Raw genomic sequence first — 18,422 nt, 5'->3', positions numbered from 1 at the left:
GATGAATCGAAGGCCCCACGATAAGTCAGAGCACGAAGAGTTGCACTGGCGACCTCCCTTTAGAGCGTCATCAGCAGGGGTCGATGGGCAGGCAGACCCGCTCGCGGGTGCCGCGGATCTGCTCGAACTCAGCTTCGCGGGCCGCGGCCGCGTTCTGAGGGCGGCGCAACACCTGACCATTCCCCTCCACCTCTCCGTCGATGACCTTGGCATAGGCCACCTTGTCGGCGACGCGGATGATCTCGACATCGGCGGTCCAGCTCTCCCGCGGCCCCAGGCTTTCGCCATGATAGGGATCGGTGTAATCCTTGCCGATATCGAAGACCTGCCAGCGCTGGCCGACCTTTAGCAGGGTACCGCCCTGATTCAGCACTACCTGACGCTCGCGACTCTCGACGACCCGCAGCGGGTAGATGACGTTCAGGGCGCGGAAGGTCAGTTCGTTACCCAGGCCATCTAGAATCGGCTGAACCCCAGCTTGTCGCTCTCCTTCTAGGCCCAGGTCCTCGAGCGACACCGAAAGGGTTTCGCTCCACATCACCTGACCGGTGGCCGGCACGACCACGCGCGCTTCCAGGCTGGCGGTGCCTACGGGCTCCTGAGAGCGCTCGCCGGTAATCTGGCTACGCACCTCGCGCCAGTCGAGATTCATCTCGGTCAGGCGCGTCACCACCAGATAATCCGCCCCCAGACTATTGCCGAGCATGGCCTTTTCCCGCAGAGGCACATCGCCATGGGCGACGAAACGCTTTTCGGCATCGATGGCCGCGCGCATGTCGCGATCCAGTACCGAGAAACGCCGCGACTGCACCAATGCCTGAACGATGGACTGAGTCAGCCGACGGGAAACCTGTCCGGCTCCGATGCTCTCGCCCAGCAACCGATAACTCGAGCGACTGGCCTCAACCGGATAGACGGCGATGCGTTGCCGATTGCTCTGACTGGCCGAGCCGGGGACTCGGTATACCGGCACATCGACTGCCAGACGGGCGAGCATGCCACCACCGGATGCGGGCACCACCGAGCGGACGCGATACCCGCTGATCAGCCCCTGACTCTGGACACTGGTGCGACTCTCACTCTTGGCACGGTGAGTCGTGGAGCGCTGACTCTCCATGCCCTGGCGAGTCGAGGTACGCTCCATGGAAGTACGCAGCTCGCGGCTGGCATCCACGCTGGCGCCATGCACCTGGCGCACGGCGTCGCCCAGGGCATTGAAGATGGCATCCTCACGGTCGATACCGGTGGCTTCGGCATGGACGGTGCGGGTTTCAACGCCCGCCATGGCCATGCCGGGCAGCAGCACCAGCCACAGCAGCGAGATCATCAGGATGCGCATCACCACTCTCCGAAGGCGCCGGTGGAGCGGGAACTGGCCGAGGTGGCGGACGACGAGGAACTCTGGCGCTGGCTATCAGGCGACGCCTCTTGACGCTGGCGGTCCTGAGCCTGAGCGGCGGTGCCCGGCGACCAGTACTTCACGTAACCGAGGTAGGGATGCCCGGTGGCGGGATCGACTGCATCCCACTGGCCGATGGTCTGCACGCCCTGCAGACGGGCACGGGATTCGGACTGCAGCAGGCTATTGATCATGCTGCCCACGCCGCTGGCAGTGGTGATCTGCGAGCTGCCGTCGCCGCGAGTCTCGCGCACCTGCTCGCGCAGCTTGCGCTTGGTGGCCTCGCTCTGGCCCTGCACGGTCATGGTGGCGAACTGGGCCAACCAGCCGTCGGCCATCAGCTGGGCACTGCGCCGGGCGGCTTCCATCTCGGAAGTGATTGCAAACTCGTCCATGCTGCGCACCAGCGCCGGGCCGTCCATGCCGAACGACAGCAGGCCGAAACGCCCCTCGGCATCGACGATCGGCTGCACCCCGAAGTAACCCAGCATGGGCTCGCCGGCTTCCAGCTGGGGATCGAGACGGGCATGGATGTCGTCCACCGGGATGCCGCGTCCGGCCATGGCCTCGCCGCGCTTGAGCTGATCGCCGAACTCGCTGAAGCGGTTCGACTTGACCACGACCACACTGACGCTGCCGTTGTTGACCGGGCCATCGCCGCCGGTCTGCTCGATCACGCCGAACACCCCGATGCCGGACAGCTGACCCATGGCCTGCCAGGTGGTATCGGTCACGAACTCGTCGCGGATCAGCTGCTTGCGCTCGGCCACGTTCATTTGCGGCAGGCCGGCGGTATCGCCCCCCAGCTCCTCGATGACCTTGTTGAGGGTCTGCACCGAGGCTTCGGCGAGGCGCCCGGCCACGGCGTCACCCAGGGCGGCCAGGCTGGTGGTGTCCTTCACCTCTTCCGGCAGGTCGTCCTTCATAAAACGATCGGCCATGGTCTTGCCGATCTGCACCGAGTCCTGGGACACCAGGGTGCCCATCGCCTTGAGAAAGGCCTCCTCGGTGGCAATCAAGCGTGCCGTACTGAAATCGATGCTCGAGGGGTCGGCGGGGATGTTCTCGGTCGCCACCACCAGCCACCCCTTGCCCGGGTTGCTGTCGGACTGGCCCTGTTTCCAGCCGCGTGCATCGAGAAAATCACGGATCAATTGCTCGCTGGGCGCGACCTCATCCACCGTCAGAAACGGAGACGGTGGTGTCTGGGCGGCATCACGCTCGGCGGCGCTGGCCTGCTCGGCCACCTGTTCGGTGGCATCCTGGCCGAGGGCAAGAGGCGACACCAGCAGGCCTAATGCGGCGATGAGGGGCGTGAGCGGAAGCGCCTTGCTTCCATGGGGCTTGCACAAGCTCATGAGGGTCTCCTTACCAGGCCACCGAGGCATCCGAGCCCCGCTTGATGATGGGCGTCTCGCCCTCCCAGAACGCCAGACCACTGGCGAGATCGGTGAGGGTCAGCTGCACGTAGTATTCCACCTGTTGCTCACCATCCACCTCGTGGTTGGCCTGGTGGATCTTGCCCGACAGGCTCAGGTCCGGAGCCTGCAAGGTCCCCTTGCGCTGTACACCGCGCTGATCGAACTCCTCGGAATTCCGAAGATCTCGAGCAAGCATGTTCATGTCATCCTCGGGGCCATCGATGCCTACTGCGGTCGTGGTCACGACGCGACCCGAGCGCAGCAGCTCGACACGAATCTTCTTGGCCAGTCGGTCGGTATCGATGCGCTGCATGGTGTCGTTGACGATGCGACTAACCACCATCACGTATCGGCCACCGTTCGGATTCTCGACGGCACCACTCGACAGCATCGAATCGACAGACTCCATGGCCGCCTTCTCGAAGTCGCGATAATCCAGCGTCATGGTGACGGCGCCCTGGTCATTGGCCGGATCGACATAACGAGTCGGCGCCGCACAGCCAGCCAGCAGAACCGTGAGACAGAGGGCGAACAAGCAATACTTCTTCATCGATATATCTTCCTGAGTGAGTGATGCGGGATTACAGCAGGCCATCGAGACCGGCGGTGAACAGGTTGTCCCTGGAAGCGTCATCCGAGGAATCGGCGGCTGGCTTGGCTGGCGCCCGACTTCCAAGGCTGGAGTGAATACCCGGCTCCTGGCCCTGAAGATCCACCAGCGAGACCTCAGCAGGACTCAGTGCGGTGGGGCGCTTTACGTAGATCAGAGTAAAGGGCCAGTCGGGCAGCTCGAGCTCACCCAAGGTACCTTCAGAGGTCGCTAACGAAAGCTGACCAGAGGCCGGGCGGTCGAAGCGCGCAACTTCCCAATGGTCGGGCGTTGCCTGCCAGCTACGCAGATCGGCTTGGGTGGTCGCGGCAGTCAGCCAGGCGCTGCCCAGCTGGCCCAGCGCGCCCATTTGCTCGCTGGCTTCGTTCTGCAGGAAAGCCTTGACCACGGCAGAGGCCACCGCCCGAGAAAGCACCGCCGGAAAACGCGTCTGCATCTCGGTGCGCACCACCTTGCCCATGTCAGAAAAGGCATCGGGGTGATGGGCCTCGCCACCATCCAGCAGAATGCTGAGATCATCGCCGACCGCCTGTCGATCGGCATAGCGGGGCAAGGCGATACCGGTATAGGCCGGGGCTTGGGTGTTACCGTGGAACAGCAGCAGCGGCACATCGAAGCGGGTTTCCTCGACCACCGGCCCAAGGCCATTCTCATAGACCACCCAGACCAGCGGCTCCAGGTCGCTCTTACGTTTCACGCCCGAAGCCAGATCGTCTGCCAGGCTAGCGTCTTGCGCCAGGGTCGGGTTGTCTGGCGCCATGTCGGCGACACGCCCAAGCGAGGTGGCGGCTCGCGCGAGATCACCGGACTCACCGCTGGCGAGGAAGTAAAGGCCATGCAGGTAAGTCGCCGAGGGCACAATGAATTCCGGGTAAGTGCTCCAGACTGACGTCTGGCCATAATGCTGCTCGACGGCCCGCGTCAGGCCGTCGCTATCAAGACTGGCGTTGACGGCCTGAGTTTCCTGCGCCTCCCCATCTTCAAGGGCCTTGCGCTGTTCGGCGATCTCGTCTCCGAAGAAGCTTACGGCGCGGCGTGTGCGGTCATTGGCTCGGTTGAACTCGATGCGCGCATTCTGACCCTCCCCAAGGTACAGAAAGGACAGCGCCTTGTAGGTGTTGACCAGCACGGCTTCCGACATCATCGGCTCATAATCAAGCTCACTGTCATTGACCAGCACCGCCAGGCCATTTTCCATGCCTTTCTCAACCATGCCAGCGGTATCCAGCAGCTTCATGCCCTCTTCAACTTGGTCATAGGCGGCTACGGCGTTGTCATAGTCGCCAGACAGTCGATAGGCCTCGGCCTGATGCAAAAGCTCCAGAGTCTGGTTTTCACTGCTTTCTTCGCCAACGATAGGCGCGGAGGGAGTCATCGATTCGGCCGCCGCCAGGTAATCCCCCTGCTGATAGGCGGAGTTGAAATCGGCAAGCTGATTACGATGCTTGAACGAGGAACAGCCGGATGCAGTGGCCGCGATTACGGCCACTAACACCATCCGTGGTGCACTAATCATGTTTCTTCCCTTGCGTATATTTAGTTTTACTTGTTTAGAGTTATTTTGTATTAATACTAAACATTAATGAGACACTCTCGCAACATGGCGCAATCATTTTTCCATGGGCCGAATGCGCGACCGAGCGCAGGCAGCGAGAGAATGACCGGATGGTGACAAGGGAAACGTCCTTTCGCCCATGTCTTTTGCCATCGCATCCCAGGACAACTTTCCGCTCTAACAGGACGAAAAGGACATGGGCCATGAGCGCGACCCCGTGAATACAGCCTACGGTCGCTGAAAATCATGGAATAGGGCAGACGAATAGACGAACAGCGGTGGGGTAACACCAGATAGCCGGTGATGATCGCTGGGATGGGAAAGCCGGCCAGGTAAGAAACGAAAGGTCGGGGAGCTTGCGCCTACTTGATGGCGCCCGGCGGGCCATGGGGTGGATCACGACCTTGTCCCGGGCTCATTTGCAAATGCCGAGGGCGCCCACTTGGGCGCCCTCGGGATCGGTACGATCATTGGTCGACGGATGACCGAACCGACCTAGACGGCTGCCTCGTAGGCGGCCTTGAGACGATAGAACTCGCAGACGATCTCGTCCATCGCGGCGGCATCGTAGTCGCGCAGGCCACTGACCACCAGCTTCTTCGAGCCACGGCCGATGTTCTGGCCGCAGGCGGTGAGGCCAAACTCGAGCAGGGCCTCGCCACGCTTGCCGAGCACCTCGAAGGAGGAGGCCTCGAGCTCGAGGGCCGGGTCCTCGACGTCGAGCCGATCCAGCGAGAAGCCCATGCTGTCGTAGATCACCAGCGGGCGCTGGGGGTTGAACATGACGCCATGGGTCTGCATCAGGGGCTTCAGGTAGTGCGGGAAGTTCTTGCCGGAAAACGCGACATAGCGACGGGTGAAGGCCTCGATGACGTCCTCGTCGTGCGTCAGCTCACCGCTGCGTTCGACTTCGAGATAGACCTTGCCGGCCTCGTCGGTGACCCGGATAGCGCCATCGTCATGCTCCTGAAAATCCAGTGCGACCTCGGCCCCCACCATGCTGCGAAAATGGAAGGTCATGCACTGGGACAGGCCAAACTTCGACAATACCAGCGAAAACAGCAGATCCCCCGGCACACAGAACCGCCGCGCATCGGGGTTGTGGATGGGGTTGTAGTCTCCCGCGACCTGCTTGGCGAAATGGCTAGCCTGCTCCGCGCTGATGCTGATACGGCCGTCATGGACCTGGTGGAAGTTGTCGAGAAACATGCGTCGTCTTATTGCACCTCAAGAAAAGATTAGCCTCACCCTTCCTGGGCGAGTGCGGTCACGACAGTCCGAGGCCAGCGGACATCCTGTATTCCTGACGCCATTGGCTGTCAATTGTTTCGGCGATGAGCGACACCCTTGTCTCACTTGGTCCTCATGCTTCGCGGAAGCCAGCACCTTCTGTGGAACCCTAGACTTCACGGGGGGTAACGTAACATGTCGTCCAAAAATCGCCTATCGCCGCGATGCCCTCTGTGCACCACCTGCCCCCGGGCGGCTCGATGCTCGCCGATCTCTGACGCTCGGGACTCACTTACCCTGACTTCAACTATTGGGCGCATCTCCGGCGCTGTGGAGAGCTCATCCAGAAGCATAATGTACATCCGCACGACAACGAATTACGGCCATGCGTCGAAGGTCTCGGATTGGCGCGACAATGCGGCATGATAGCATCGTGGAAAACCTTCAATTAAATCAAAGCTGATATAACAATCATGAACAATAAATCGCTTTCACCATGGCACTCACGCCTCTCGGGCCTGGCACTCGTCATGCTCGGTCTCACCTTCAGTCCCTCGGTACTGGCCATGTCCGGTGAACTCGACCTGACCGGGTCGGCGGTCGGGCTGTTTACCGTTGCCATCTTCATCCTGGCCTATGTGCTTGTGATGCTTGAAGAAAAGATTCACATGCGCAAGTCGAAGCCGGTGCTGGTGGCCGCGGGCATCATCTGGGGCATGATCGGCTGGGTCTATGTCAGCAATGGCATGCCCGATGCCGCCGAGCATGCGTTTAGGGCCACCCTGCTCGAGTTCACCGAGCTGATGCTGTTCCTGCTGGTGGCGATGACCTACATCAATGCCATGGACGAGCGACGGGTGTTCGATGCCCTGCGCGGCTGGATGCTGGAGCGTGGCTTCAGCTACCGCAGCCTGTTCTGGTTGACGGGTGGCCTGGCCTTCGTGATCTCACCGGTCGCCGACAACCTGACCACCGCCCTGCTGATGTGTGCCGTGGTCACCAAGGTGGCGGAAGGCGATCACCGTTTCATCAACCTGTGCTGCGTGAATATCGTGGTGGCCGCCAATGCGGGGGGGGCCTTCAGCCCCTTTGGCGATATCACCACGCTGATGGTCTGGCAGGCCGGGCTGGTGCAGTTCTACGAGTTCTTCGAGCTGCTGGGGCCGTCACTGGTCAACTTCCTGGTACCCGCCGTGGTGATGAGCTTCTTCGTCAAGAAGCATCATCCCAAGGCTCAGGGCGAACATATCGAGATGAAACGCGGGGCGCGGCGCATCGTGCTGTTGTTCCTGCTCACCGTGGCGACGGCCGTGGCCTGCCACACCCTGCTCCATCTGCCGCCGGTACTCGGCATGATGACCGGGCTGGGTTACCTGCAGTTCTTCGGCTATTACCTGCGTCGCAGCCTGCCACGGGTGCTTGAGCGCAAGCGCAATCATTACCTGCAGCGAGGCGATCAGCGCGCCCTGGAACGCCTGGGCAGCGTGGTGCCCTTCGATGTGTTCAACCGTATCGCCCGTGCCGAGTGGGATACCCTGCTGTTCTTCTACGGCGTGGTGATGTGCGTGGGTGGCCTCGGCTTCATGGGGTATCTGGCAATGCTCTCCGAGCTGCTCTACACCCAGTGGGATGCCACCTGGGCCAACGTGGCGCTGGGGCTGATCTCTGCGGTGGTCGACAACATCCCGGTGATGTTCGCGGTACTGACCATGGAGCCGGACATGTCCCACGGCCACTGGCTGCTGATCACCCTGACGGCGGGTGTCGGCGGCAGCCTGCTGTCGGTGGGGTCGGCGGCAGGCGTCGCCCTGATGGGGCAGGCCCGCGGCTCCTATACCTTCATGGGGCACCTCAAGTGGTCGCCCATCATTCTACTGGGCTACATCGCCAGCATCCTCGTTCACCTGTGGCTGAACGCCGACAGCTTCGCCATCCACTGATATTCACCAGCGCCGGCGGCCTTCGCCGCCGGCCTGCTGACTTGCTGCTGCTCCTTCCGTTGCTCTCTCCGCTGCACCCTGCGTTTTTCATGCCGGCCTGCTCTCGGCTGACACTCTTGGAATTAGGCGAAAGCCAGTGTGGCTTATTCATAAAGCCTGTTTTAGAGTGCTTCCGATAAGCTAAATATCTAAATACATTAATGTTTCACATTGTAACTATTAATGGGTCACCCTGGTTTGATCACCGAGGCAAGAGGAGGAACGGTTTATCAAACGCTCGACGTTGAATCTCGTGTTCTTTTCGTGCCTCCCTCTCGGCGTACGATGTGGCCAGTGCGATAGCGGCACAGCCGTCGACGCCACGACGCCCCTTGCCATGATTGGCTGCGGTTTTGGCGACCGGGCCGGCATCGCAGGTGGACCATGCCAAGAATAGGGCTTGGCTCATTATTCCGCCCGATACGCTGGCTGATAGCGGGACTGGTCATGACGTTGACCACACTATCCTCGGCCGCGGAAGATCGGTCCGACATCGTCATGATTGCCAATAATGGTGTCGGCACAGCCTCAGTGAACCGCGATACCGCCCGTGCCATGTTCGCCATGCGGCAGCGCACCTGGCCGGATGGCCAGGCCCTCAGCGTCTTCGTACTACCTAATGACCACCCAGCGCATGAGCGCTTCGCCAAGCATAGCCTGTCGGTCTATCCACACCAGCTGCAACTTTCCTGGGATCGTGTCGTGTTCTCAGGTACCGGCCAGGCACCGATCAACGTCAGAACACAATCAGAAATGCTGGAACGCATCGCCACTACCCCGGGGAGCTTGGGGTATCTAGACAGGGAGTATCTGGATGATCGTGTCCAAGCCATATCAATGGAGTGAAGCCGGGACACGGTTCCTTGGCCTTTTAGGCTTGGTAGGGGCCTTCGGCACAACTACTGCCGCCGCTCAGGACATGAGCGATACGCTGCAGGTGCATGGCTTCCTGAGCCAGGCCCTGATAGTGACCGATGACAACAATTTCTTCGGCCCCAGCAGCGAAAGTGGTGGCAGCACCAAGTTCACCGAAGTCGGCGTGAACTTCTCCGTGCGTCCCCACGAGGATGTGCTGGTCGCCGCACAGGTGCTAAGCCGTCGGGCCGGTGGCGATGGCAGCGAGGCGCAGCCCGAGCTGGACTATGGCGTGATCGATTATCAGGCGTTTTCGAACCAGAAGAGAACTATTGGCCTACAGCTAGGCCGCTTCAAGAACCCCTTTGGTTTTTACAACCAGACGCGTGATGTGGCCTTCACGCGGCCCAGTATCCTGCTACCACAACCGATCTACTTCGACAGGACGCGCACGCTTGGCCTGGCCGGAGATGGTGCCACTGTCTACGCCGAAGAACGCATCAGTAGCGGAAGCATTAGAGCCCAGCTCGGGCTCGGCGAGGCTCAATCGGGTGAGGATGTCGACAGGGCGCTGGGCTTTAGCGACAGGCCGGGCACATTCGATTCAGAGTCTTCGCTGATCGCCCAGGTCCGATACGAGCATGACGGAGGGCGCATCGTCTCGGCGATCAGCTACGGTCGTGCCAAGGCCAATTACGACTCGACCGACGAAAACCTCGATAACGGCAAGCTGGATTTCCAGCCATGGATCTTTTCGCTTCAATACAATGCCGAAGACTGGAGTCTCACCGGAGAGTACGCCATAAGAAAGAACGAACTCAGCGGCTTTAATGAACCAAGAAATTTCTCGATTACTGGCACCAGCTGGTACATCCAGTACCTCTACCGATTGCAGAAAGACTGGCAGTGGCTTGTCCGCTACGACAGTCTGATCAACAACCGTGATGACCCGTCAGGCGAGGGTTTCGAAACCAGAGGGGCAGGGCCTGCCCACTCACAGTTTGCCAAGGATTGGACCCTGGGTCTGCAGTGGCAACCCCACCCAAGGGTGCTGGTATCCGCAGAATATCACTACGTCGATGGCACCGGGTGGCTACCTGTTCAAGATAATCCTGACCCCGCAGATACTGATCGGTACTGGAACATGCTCCTGACGCAGCTTTCGTTGCGCTTCTAGCACCATCTTCCATGTGATCGTGGCCTGATGCCGCAAGGATAACATTGCCCCCATATGGACAGTGCACCGCAGACCCGACCCAAGCTTGGACTGACATGGCGCGTTATCGCCTTGAGCAGCCTGCTGCTGCTTGGACTGACCATCATCTTCACCCTGGTGGGGCGAGAAAACCTGCTACGCCAGTTCGATGACTCCCGTGATGTCCAACTGCAACGCCAGGCCAGGGAGATTCGGCAAGCCCTCAGCCAGTCGATGGATAGCCTGAGACAGATCGCGGCACTGAATGCATCCCCGACCCCAGAGCTAGGTGTTGCCCTGAAGCAGGCAGATGCATCCACTATCGCCGATACCTTCAGGTACAAATGGCCGACCATGCAGCTGGAAGCGGGTATCGATGAACTCATGGTATTGGACGTCGATGGCCAACCACTGGCTCAGTGGGGAGATCACCAGCCCGACGATCGCCTTCCCGTCGCGAAGTGGGGCAAGGACGTGGTTACCTCTGACATGCCCTTCATGGCATTACGCTGCTTCACCAACTGCCGCCAATACGTGCTGGTTCCCATGTTGGTGGACGGTCAGAGCCATGGTGTCATTCTGGTGTCGCGCTCGCTGGCCGATGTAACGCGACAGGCCCGGAAGGTCTCGGGAAGCGACATCGCCCTGCTGATCACAGGACAAGAGGCACGGGAGCAACCGGGCAGGACTCGCCATATCGGTGCCTGGCATGGCTGGTTGGCTGCCCTCACCAACCAGCAGGAAACCTTGCCACTGGTTTATCAGGCCGCCTACCAACGCTCTCTTGCCGACCTACGAGAGATGCCGCTCAGGCTGCAGCAGGATGACCGCCATATCGAACTCAGCCTGGTTTCGCTCGATAGTAGCGATGCTCAGGATGCGAATGGCCATTTCCTGCTGATGTCCGATATCACCTCACAGTTGGATGCCATCGACAGAGACACCGCTACGATCCTCATGACCGGCTTGCTTGGCTGGCTCGCGGCCGAGGCCTTGCTGCTGGCCATTCTCTGGCAGCCCATGCAACGAGTGCGCCGACTCTCAAGTGTACTGCCCGCGCTGGCAGAAGGCGGCTTTGCCAGAGCCAAGCAGATGATACCGAGACCTAAGCGGCGTCTGCTGGATGAAATTGATCTGCTTGATGCCACGGCACTGGACCTTGCCGATCAACTGGAGACCCTTCAAGGTGAAGTCCAGTCTCGTGGCGAGCTTCTGACTGCTCGTTTGCAAGAACTGGCAAGCGAGCGTGACTTCATTGAAAGCCTTCTGGACACGGCTCATGTACTGATCCTGACCCAGGACGACCACGGCAGAATCAGCCTGATCAACCAATACTGCCAGGATATGTTGGGCCAGCCCTATGACATTATTCTTGGTCAGCGATTCGAAGCCCTCTTCATTGCCAGTGGCGATTCGAGAAATGGCGTGAACCAGCAGCAGGCGGAGGAGCGCCTGCTGCGTAGTGCGGAGGGTGAGCAACGCACCATCGCCTGGTATCACGCTCATCTCTCCGACAGCGGCAATCGCGCCATGCACACCATTTCGGTCGGTATCGACATAACCGACCGAAAAGCCGCCGAGACGCGCCTCACTTGGCTTGCCAATCGTGACCCTTTGACAGGCTTGTATAATCGTCGTGCCTTCCTCGCGAGTGTCGAGGCGGCGCTCGCGAGCGGCAAATCGGGGGTACTGCTGTTCATGGACCTCGACCAGTTCAAGGATGTCAATGAGCTCAGTGGTCACCCCGCCGGCGACAGACTCCTCGAGCTCGTGGCACGGAATATCGAGATACAGATTGGTGAGCGAGGGATTGTCGCCCGACTGGGAGGCGATGAGTTTGCCGTGCTGCTTGAACGGGCCGACGAGACGGAAGCCACCCGGGTGGCGCAGTCGCTGGAAATGACGCTGGACAACACCTGCTTGCTGTTGCCGGACGGACGCCGCCACCGTGCGAGTGGGAGTATCGGTATCGCCTGCTATCCACTGCATGGTCATTCACCCGACGAACTGATGGCGAATGCCGATGTGGCCATGTACAAGGCGAAAGAAAGCAGTCTACAGCGCTGGCATATTCTCTCCACCATCGATGAAGCCAAGAATGAACTACAGCAGCGTGTCTACTGGATAGAGCGGATTCGCTACGCATTGCAGAACGATGAGTTCGAACTGATGGCACAACCCATCGCCCGCCTGGCCGACCTCGAAATACAGCATTACGAAATATTATTGAGATTGCGAGGAGAGCAGGGAGAGCTGATATCACCTTGGCACTTCATCCCTATCGCCGAGCGTAGTGGACAGATTGTGCAGATAGACCGTTGGGTCCTGAGCAAAAGCCTCAGGATTCTCTATGCCATCCAGAACAGCGGCATCACCTTATCGGTCAACCTTTCCGGACATACCCTGCATGATCCTGACTTGAGCCGCTTCATCGAGAAGGAAATCCATGACAGTGGCGCGAATCCCGAGCAATTGATCCTGGAGATCACCGAAACAGCTGCCGTCACGGATTTCTCGACTGCCAGAGAAGTCATCCAGACGTTACGCGATTTGGGCTGTAAAACGGCCCTGGATGACTTTGGCGTGGGCTTCAGCAGTTTCCATTACCTGGGAAAGCTTCCTGTCGACTACATAAAAATAGATGGATCATTCATTCAGACGATCTGCGAAAGTACTGACAGCCAAGTCATCGTCAAGGCCATTGCGGATATTGCCCATGGCTTCGGCAAGCAAGCCATCGCCGAGTTTGTCTCCGACGATGACACGATCGCGGCATTGAAAGAGTATGGCATCGCCTATGGCCAGGGGTTTCATATCGGAAAGCCCGAACCCGCCAACAAGCTATTTAGTGAGATAAGTTCGGCAAGAATCTCTCAGCACTGAATGATCAGTCAATTATAAATTCGACACCAAGGAAAGTGGGAACAAAAAACGACATGGACGAAAAAATCGACGGGTTTATCAATCAGTTCCAGGTCAACATCGCCAACACCAAGAAGGAAAAGGAAACTCTTCGCAGGCTTAGGCATGAAATTTTCATCGAAGAACTCGAGTACCAGCTAAAAGCCGACGAGAAAAGAAAGCTAGAGCACGATCACTTCGATGACGCAGCCATTCATTGCTTCATTACACATAAGCGGACGGGACTCATCGCAGGCTGCATGAGACTGGTCCTTCCTTTCGGGGAAGGCACCCTGGCACCGGCACTGCCACTAGAAGACTTCTGCTCACCGCTGTTCAAGCATCCGACCTATTACCCCCAGCACTTTCCGCATGAAAAAGTCTGTGAAGTATCAAGGTTCGCCATCCCCAGAATATTCCGAAACAAAAGCAGGCAGAGCAATTGCGAAGGGCAACAGATCGAATTTCACAAGGCTGAAGTCGCGCTGTTTCCAATGATCATGATCGGCCTCTTCCTTGCCACCTTCGCCTTGGTCGGATTAACGGGGAGGCCACATGTCTTTGCACTGATGCAGCCTAACCTACCACGAGCATTGTCGTTTTCAGGCTTCCACTTCACCAGAATAACCGACATCTTCGAATATTTTGGAACCCGCGGTGCCTACTACATCAACCACCAGCGGGCCAGCAACGAATTCAAGCGCGAACTCGCCCCCCTCTACCGGCATATCAAGCACCAGATCAGAGACAGCCTGCCGGACGAGTACCGCCCCGCTTCGCACCGGAGCCATGAGGCACTACTCTGAACAGCCTCACGGCCCTGACGAAAGCAACGGCCCCTGATAAAGCCGCTCAGGCCACTCCAGCAGCATGATGGCCAGCACGTTACGGTGCTCGCCCCTCGCCAGATCGATACTGCCGTACTCACCGGGAATCATCCTGGCCATCGGGTCATAGGCATGGCGCAGTGCCTGCTTGATGCGCTCGACCGCCGGATGAGCCTCCTGCTCCGCCAAGAGAAAGCCGATGCCGACTTCCGTGTAGATATCCTCCTTGGTCTCGGCCAGGATGCGCGCGAGGTGCGTTTCAAAATACTCGAGGATCCAGCCATGCGCTTCGGCCGACACGGGATGCTGATAGTAGTCGCTGGCGGCGATCACGAAATGCGTCAGGCCATAGATCTTGTTGCGAAATGAGACCCGGCTCAGCGCCGCGTCTCGCTCCTCCGGGTAGTGCGCCCGAAAGGCGGCGATCGCCTCGTCGCGATAATCCACCACGCCCAGCCCGTAAAGGTCATGGGTCAGGTTGGCGACCTGAGCGGCATAGACCTCGATCACTGCAGGCGACGTGAGGAAGGCCTTGTAATCCTGCGTGGCGAGATAGTCGAGCGCCCGCCGGTAATCCGGCAGCTGCGCCTCGTTCAGGAGTCCATGGAAGCGCGCCTGATTGAGGCGGAAGGCCAGGCGCTTGGCGAAGATCACCTCCCCCCACTCCCCCAGCATCTGCCTGCGTCGGCGCTGCTTCGCCGTGCGCTGGGGGTAGCGCTCGAGCAGCACCGCCGCACGGCGGGAGGCGTACCCCGGCCTGGCGAGACCGGCAATATCCTGCTGAAGGGACGCCACCAGGCGAGCGGCATAGGCCTCGAGCGCTTGGCGATAGCGCTCATCGCCGGTGAGGCGGTACAGGCGCTGTGCATAGTGGCGCTGCTGAGCCTGAGGCAGGGTCTCGAGGGCGGCGTCATAGCGCGAGCGGATCTCGGCCGCGATGTCCGGCTGGGGTAGCGGCGCAATGGCACAGCCCGCCAACAGGACACACAGCAGCCATAGCAGGACCCAACGAACCCTTAGGTCATTCGGGTGATAATCTCCATACCGAAACGCTCGTGGCTGCATGGCGTTGCCTTACCGGAAGATGACTGCCCGCAGTATAGCGCCACCCTGGGAAGCGGGCCTCGGCCCGCGCGGCCGACCTGGGATCAGCGGCGCCGTCGCGACTGCCCCGGCTTGATCAGTTTGACGCGGGCCTTGGGCCGCGTCCGCACGCTCACGGCATCACCAGGCTCGGCCGCCGTCTCGGAAGCCGTCGGGGCCGGCGGCGCAGTCACCACCCAGGCGAAGGTCGGCAGGCTCAGGTGCCAGTAGATGGCGGCCAGGCGCAGCGAGAGGGTCAAGGCCAGCGACAACCCGATCGCCAGCACGGCGTTAAGCTGGAGGGCGAGCAGCACCACATAGGCCGTGCCGCCGACGATCGACGCCGTGGCATAGATCTCCTGGCGCAGCACCATCGGCACCCGCCGCGCCAGTACATCACGCAGCATGCCACCGGCCACCCCGGTCATCAGCCCCATCAGCACCGCCACCACGCCGGCGCTACCGAGCATCAGGGCCTTGTGGGTGCCGATCACCGTGAACAACGCCAGCCCACAGGCATCGGTCACCGGCAGGAAGGCGCGAGTCAGGCGGTGAATGTAGTGGAAGCCGAGAATCGACAGGGCGACGGTGGCCAGGATCACCCACAGATAGGTCGGGTCGGTGACCCAGAACACCGGGCGCACACCCAGCACCAGATCCCGAAGGGTGCCGCCGCCGATGCTGGCCACCGCCGCCAGCACCAGCATGCCGAAGGGGTCCATGCGTGAGCGGCAGGCGAGAATCACCCCCGACAGCGCGAAGACGATCACCCCTGCCATGTCCAGCCAGTAGACCAGTGCTGTCACCTCATCGCTCCTTGCTTATGTTTCAGATGAAGGATACGCGATTTGTGACAGCGCAGTGTCTATTCACCTGCGGGCATCCACCAGGCCTAACGCGGTGCCTCAGCCAGCAGGGCGACAAGCTCTGGCACCGCCGCCTGACCGTGCCCCTGCTCGATGGCCTGTCGATACAGCCCGGCAATGCCATCGGCCGCTTGGTGGCTGGCGCCCAATTCCTCGACCATCTGCTGGTAGTAACCGATATCCTTGCCGGCATTGGAGAGCGAGAAGCGAAAGCCCGATGCATCATCGGCGAGAATGAAGGGTTTCAGGCGCTCGAGTACCACCCCCGCCCCGCCGCCGTTCCCCAGCACCTCGATAAGCGCCTCCGGCGCGACATCGGCACGGCGCGCGGCGGCCGCCGCCTCGGCGAGCACCGCCGAGAAGCCCAACGAGACGAAGTTGTGCAGGAGCTTGACCCGGTGTCCGCTGCCCACCGGCCCCACATGGCTGATCGTCTCGGCGAAGCTCGTCAGCAGCGGCCGAATCTCGGCATAGAGCGCCGGCGGCGCGCCGACGATCAGGTTGAGCCGCCCGGCCTCGGCCTCCTTCGGGGTGCGGGTCATGGCCGCATCGCAGAAGCGCCCGCCGCAGGCCTCGACCCGCTCGGCGAGTGCCACCGTGGCACTGGGAATCGCCGTGGAGCAGTCGATCACCGTGGTGCCGGGCGTGAGCCCCTCGAGCACGCCACCAGCCTCGCAGAGCACCGCCTCGACCTGGGGCGAACCGGTGACGCAGAGGATCACCACCTCGGCCACGGCGGCCACCTCGGCGCCGCTTGAATGACGCACCGCGCCATCGACGATGAGATCCTCCACCGGCTGGTTACCCGGATGGTCGAGAAAGTGCAGCGCATGGCCGTGGCGCAGCAGGTTGCGGGCGATGCCGTGGCCCATCAGGCCAACGCCGATCAGCCCGACACGGCGAAATTCACTCATGATGGCTCTCCTCGATGGTGCCGGATCACGGGCCTAGCCGTGACGGATGGCGATGGTCTTCAGGCGGGTGTAGCTCTTCAGCCCCTCGAACCCCTTCTCGCGGCCATGACCGGACCGCCCCACCCCGCCGAAGGGCAGCTCGACGCCGCCCGCGGCACCGTAGTTGTTGACGAACACCTGGCCGCTGCGGATGGCCTTGGCCAGGCGCAGCTGGCGGCCGCCGTCGCGGGTCCAGACCCCGGCACAGAGGCCGAAGTCGGTGGCATTGGCGAGCCGGAGCGCCTCGGCCTCGTCCGCAAAGCGCTCGACCACCAGCATCGGGCCGAACAGCTCCTCGCGGGTCACCGCATGCCCCGGCGGTACATCCACCAGCAGCTGCGGCATCACGAAGTGGCCGCCCTCGGGCGCACCCGGGGCGAGGCGCCCCGCCGCCGCCACGCGGATGCCGTCGGCCCTGGCCGCCGCCAGCCGCGTCTCGAGCTGCTCGCGCTGGCGGGCGTTGATCAACGGGCCGCAGTCCGGGTCGGCCTCGCCCACGTCGCAGCGCAGGGCGGCGAAGGACTCGGCCAGCCGCCCCACCACCTCATCGAAGCAGCCGGCCTCGACCAGCAGCCGGCTGCCCGCCGAGCAGGTCTGGCCGGCGTTCTGGATGATGCCGCGCAGCACCGCCGGCAGCGCTGCGTCGAGATCGGCATCGGCGAACACCAGCTGCGGCGACTTGCCGCCGAGCTCCAGGGTCACCGGCACATGGTGCTCGGCCGCCGCCTGGGTGACCCGGGTTCCGGTCTCGGGCGAGCCGGTGAAGGACAGATGATCGATGCCCGGGTGCGCCGCCAGCGCCGCCCCGGCCTCACGCCCGAGCCCCGGCACCACGTTGAGCACCCCCGGCGGCAGCTCGGTACGACTGGCCAGCGCCGCCAGGCGCAGCACGCTCAGGCAGGCGTCCTCGGCGGGCTTCAGCACCACGGTGTTGCCGGCGGCCAAGGCCGCGGCCACGCAGCGCCCGAAGATCTGCGACGGATAGTTCCAGGGGATGATCTGGCCACAGACACCGAAGGGCTCGCGCAGCGTCATCACCGCATAGTCGGTCTCGAAGGGAATCGTCTCGCCGTGCAGCTTGTCGGCGCCGCCGGCATAGAAGCGGAAGTAGCGGGCGCAGGCGGCGATGTCGGCCCGGGCCTGGCTGATCGGCTTGCCGGTATCGGCACACTCGAGGGCCGAGAGCGTCTCGGCATCGGCCTCGATGTCCTCGGCGAAGGCCGCGAGCCACTGGCCGCGCCGGCGCGCCGGCCAGGCGGGCCAGTCGCCGGTCTGCCCCGCGAAGGCCCGGCGAGCCGCGGCCACCGCGGCATCGATCTCCGCCTCGCCACCCCGGGCGATGCGGGCCAGCGGCGAGGCGCTGGCCGGCGCCTCGACCATGAGCGTCTCGGCGGTGTCCACCCAGCGGCCGTCGATCAGGGCGGCCGCGGGGGGCGTGTTGGGCAGCTCACGCATCGGCGAACTCTCCTTGTGCTTGTTGTTATGTGGTCGGTAGCGCTATGTCATCGGTGGCGTCATGTCGTCGATGACACCATGTCTTCGATGCGA

At 61.6% G+C, this 18,422-nt stretch carries 14 protein-coding genes; 5 read left to right on the top strand and 9 right to left on the bottom strand.

Annotated features, from left to right (window positions below; all coding sequences use genetic code 11):
- Positions 1 to 70: 70 nt before the first annotated feature.
- The 5 genes from IEJ03_RS02960 to IEJ03_RS02940 form a co-directional block, all read right to left on the bottom strand.
- Complete coding sequence (locus tag IEJ03_RS02960) at positions 71 to 1,339, bottom strand: CsgG/HfaB family protein (protein ID WP_192036238.1); 1,269 nt, start codon at positions 1,337 to 1,339, stop codon at positions 71 to 73.
- On the bottom strand, positions 1,339 to 2,757 hold the full coding sequence (locus IEJ03_RS02955) for a DUF6844 domain-containing protein (RefSeq protein WP_192036237.1): 1,419 nt from the start codon (positions 2,755 to 2,757) through the stop codon (positions 1,339 to 1,341). The genes IEJ03_RS02960 and IEJ03_RS02955 overlap by 1 nt, the downstream gene beginning before the upstream one ends.
- 10 nt (positions 2,758 to 2,767) lie before the next feature.
- On the bottom strand, positions 2,768 to 3,370 hold the full coding sequence (lpoB, locus tag IEJ03_RS02950; RefSeq protein WP_192036236.1) for a penicillin-binding protein activator LpoB: 603 nt from the start codon (positions 3,368 to 3,370) through the stop codon (positions 2,768 to 2,770).
- 31 nt (positions 3,371 to 3,401) lie between these two features.
- A complete protein-coding gene (locus IEJ03_RS02945; protein ID WP_192036235.1) occupies positions 3,402 to 4,919 on the bottom strand; it encodes a hypothetical protein in 1,518 nt (505 codons plus the stop codon).
- 561 nt (positions 4,920 to 5,480) lie between these two features.
- A complete protein-coding gene (locus tag IEJ03_RS02940; RefSeq protein WP_192036234.1) occupies positions 5,481 to 6,194 on the bottom strand; it encodes a DUF3581 domain-containing protein in 714 nt (237 codons plus the stop codon).
- Positions 6,195 to 6,688: 494 nt separating this feature from the next.
- Here IEJ03_RS02940 and nhaD point away from each other — a divergent pair, with 494 nt between their 5' ends.
- From nhaD to IEJ03_RS02915, 5 genes are all read left to right on the top strand, one after another.
- Entirely contained in the window at positions 6,689 to 8,155 is a 1,467-nt protein-coding gene (gene nhaD, locus IEJ03_RS02935; protein ID WP_192036233.1) for a sodium:proton antiporter NhaD, read from the top strand.
- 486 nt (positions 8,156 to 8,641) lie between these two features.
- The gene (locus IEJ03_RS02930; protein ID WP_192036232.1) at positions 8,642 to 9,040 is read left to right on the top strand and encodes a hypothetical protein; all 399 of its coding nucleotides are present in this window, start codon (positions 8,642 to 8,644) and stop codon (positions 9,038 to 9,040) included.
- Entirely contained in the window at positions 9,009 to 10,226 is a 1,218-nt protein-coding gene (locus IEJ03_RS02925) for a porin (protein ID WP_192036231.1), read from the top strand. The genes IEJ03_RS02930 and IEJ03_RS02925 overlap by 32 nt, the downstream gene beginning before the upstream one ends.
- A gap of 54 nt (positions 10,227 to 10,280) precedes the next feature.
- The gene (locus IEJ03_RS02920; RefSeq protein WP_192036230.1) at positions 10,281 to 13,127 is read left to right on the top strand and encodes an EAL domain-containing protein; all 2,847 of its coding nucleotides are present in this window, start codon (positions 10,281 to 10,283) and stop codon (positions 13,125 to 13,127) included.
- A gap of 53 nt (positions 13,128 to 13,180) precedes the next feature.
- Positions 13,181 to 13,951: a PEP-CTERM/exosortase system-associated acyltransferase gene (locus IEJ03_RS02915; RefSeq protein WP_192036229.1), complete on the top strand. Its 771-nt coding sequence runs from the start codon at positions 13,181 to 13,183 to the stop codon at positions 13,949 to 13,951.
- 6 nt (positions 13,952 to 13,957) lie between these two features.
- Here IEJ03_RS02915 and IEJ03_RS02910 read toward each other — a convergent pair whose 3' ends face one another.
- The 4 genes from IEJ03_RS02910 to IEJ03_RS02895 all read right to left on the bottom strand — a co-directional run bounded on the left by IEJ03_RS02910 (position 13,958) and on the right by IEJ03_RS02895 (position 18,329).
- Complete coding sequence (locus tag IEJ03_RS02910; RefSeq protein ID WP_192036228.1) at positions 13,958 to 15,037, bottom strand: DUF3541 domain-containing protein; 1,080 nt, start codon at positions 15,035 to 15,037, stop codon at positions 13,958 to 13,960.
- Positions 15,038 to 15,120: 83 nt separating this feature from the next.
- Positions 15,121 to 15,861, bottom strand: a complete 741-nt coding sequence (locus IEJ03_RS02905; protein ID WP_192036227.1) for a trimeric intracellular cation channel family protein — start codon at positions 15,859 to 15,861, stop codon at positions 15,121 to 15,123.
- A gap of 86 nt (positions 15,862 to 15,947) precedes the next feature.
- The gene (locus tag IEJ03_RS02900; protein WP_192036226.1) at positions 15,948 to 16,835 is read right to left on the bottom strand and encodes an NAD(P)-dependent oxidoreductase; all 888 of its coding nucleotides are present in this window, start codon (positions 16,833 to 16,835) and stop codon (positions 15,948 to 15,950) included.
- A gap of 33 nt (positions 16,836 to 16,868) precedes the next feature.
- Positions 16,869 to 18,329 (bottom strand): aldehyde dehydrogenase family protein, encoded by a 1,461-nt coding sequence (locus IEJ03_RS02895; protein ID WP_192036225.1) that lies wholly within the window; start codon positions 18,327 to 18,329, stop codon positions 16,869 to 16,871.
- Positions 18,330 to 18,422: the final 93 nt, after the last annotated feature.

This window comes from Halomonas sp. YLGW01 (genome assembly GCF_014840935.1).
Taxonomy (GTDB): Bacteria; Pseudomonadota; Gammaproteobacteria; order Pseudomonadales; family Halomonadaceae; genus Onishia.
This window is presented reverse-complemented; position numbering and strand designations above follow the sequence as displayed.